Source organism: Nonomuraea sp. NPDC050783 (assembly GCF_040802095.1).
Lineage (GTDB): Bacteria > Actinomycetota > Actinomycetes > Streptosporangiales > Streptosporangiaceae > Nonomuraea.
The window spans coordinates 1-1,679 of sequence record NZ_JBFAHK010000066.1; the positions used below are offsets into that span (position 1 = coordinate 1).

Here is a 1,679-nt window from a genome sequence, read left to right on the forward strand (position 1 = left end):
CGGTGGGCCAGCAGTGGTGCCACCGGGCCCGCCAGGCCGAAGAACAACGCGGGAAGAGTCGTCAGCGCTCCGGCGGCGGCTCCCGGCAGGTGGAGGTCCCTGCTGATTGGCTCCAGGGCTGATTGGCTCCAGGATGGTCGCGGTGGCCGCGATGGCGGGGCGCAGATTGGCCGCTGTCAGCACGACGCCCAGGACGAGGAGCGCGCGCCGCCCGGTGCGTACGGGCGGAGGCGATCGGGGTGGCCGGGGGGCCGGTCGGGCGTCCGGTGGAGGAAGGGCATGGATGCTCCGATCAAGCAGCCTGCGAACCCTGGACGAGGTCGGCGTGACCGTGTCGAGGGCCCGCTGCGAAGGGAATCGCGCTGTCAGCCGAGGAAGGCGGTCAGTGCGTCGATGACGGCCTGGGGTTGTTCCTCGGGGATGTAGTGGCCGCAGTCGGCCACCTCGATCACCTGGACGTCCGTGCCCTTGGACGGCATCAGCTCACGCAGGAAGGCGTAGTTGCTCTTGTCCCCGCCGAGGGCGAGGATCGGCGTGGTCACCCGCCCATAGGTCTGCTCGTCGTCGATGTCGCGGGTGAAGCTCTGGTACCAGCCGTTGCCCGCACGTACGGCGTCGGCGGTGGAGTAGGCGTGGGCGTACACCCGCCGGGACCGCTCGTCGACAGAGTTCGGGTCCTTGGCCTGACGGTTGAAAAGCCAGTCGACCAGCAGCCGGCTGCGGCCTTCCAGCAGTTGCTCAGGCAGGTTACGGACCTGGTTGAAGGCGAACCACCACAGGTAGGAGCGGGCGCCGGTCTCGATGACCGACTCGACGTGCTGGTCGGGCTCGGGGAGCAGGCCGAACGTGGACCACGTTTTGTCGGGGTGGGGGACGTCCAGCAGCGCGATCTTGGTGGTCGCCTCGGGATAATTGGCCGCGAACGCGTAGGCGACCATGGCGCCGATGTCGTGGCCGGCGATGCTGACGGTCGTCAGGCCCAGGTGGCGGACGAGAGCGTGGACGTCGGCCGCCATGGTCTTCTTGTCGTAGCCGCCGGCAGGCTTGTCCGAGCCGCCCATGCCGCGCAGGTCCACGGCGATCACCCGGTGGTGGCGGGCCAGCGCAGGCATGACCTTGTTCCACTGCCACCAGGTCTGCGGCCACCCGCCGAGCAGGAGCAGCGGCTCACCGCTGCCGCCCTGGACGTAGTGCAGACGAATTCCGTTCACCTCGGCGTGGCGGCTGGAGAAGGCTCCATCCAGCGAACGCGCGAGCTCGGGGTCGTGCAGGGGATCGGTGAGGGACGTGTTCATGGGGCTCCTTGTCGTTCGACCGTACGGTAATTTCGTACCGTTTGTTCATACGAGATGCTCGTACAGTCGTACGGAAGGTGTCAAGTAGCCGGCAGAGATTGTACGAAAATCGCGTACAGTGGTAGGCATGGCCGTACTGCATCATCCCGACATCCAGGAGATTGAGCTGGTCGATGTGCTCGCCGCCCTCGGGCATCCGGTCCGCCTCGACATCGCACGGGCTCTTGCCTCCGGAGAAGAGAGGTTCTGCGGCGAGATCATGCCCGACGTCCCCAAGTCGAGCATGACCCACCACTGGCGAGCCCTGCGCGAGAGCGGCGTGATCCGCCAGCGCCGCGCCGGTCGCAAGCTCTACCTCACGCTGCGCCGCGACGATCTGGAGAC

General features: G+C 67.5%; 2 protein-coding genes. One reads left to right on the plus strand and one right to left on the minus strand.

Annotated features, from left to right (window positions below; translation table 11 throughout):
* Positions 1–365: 365 nt before the first annotated feature.
* On the minus strand, positions 366–1,295 hold the full coding sequence (locus AB0H75_RS50150; RefSeq protein ID WP_367809184.1) for an alpha/beta fold hydrolase: 930 nt from the start codon (positions 1,293–1,295) through the stop codon (positions 366–368).
* A gap of 127 nt (positions 1,296–1,422) precedes the next feature.
* Here AB0H75_RS50150 and AB0H75_RS50155 point away from each other — a divergent pair.
* Positions 1,423–1,679, plus strand: a 257-nt coding sequence (locus AB0H75_RS50155) for an ArsR/SmtB family transcription factor (RefSeq protein ID WP_367809186.1), incomplete at its 3' end; no start/stop codon positions are given.

Coding starts and splice junctions, on each gene's coding strand:
- AB0H75_RS50150 (WP_367809184.1), bottom strand. CDS start 1,295: ATGAACACGTCCCTCACCGATCCCCTGCACGACCCCGAGCTCGCGCGT.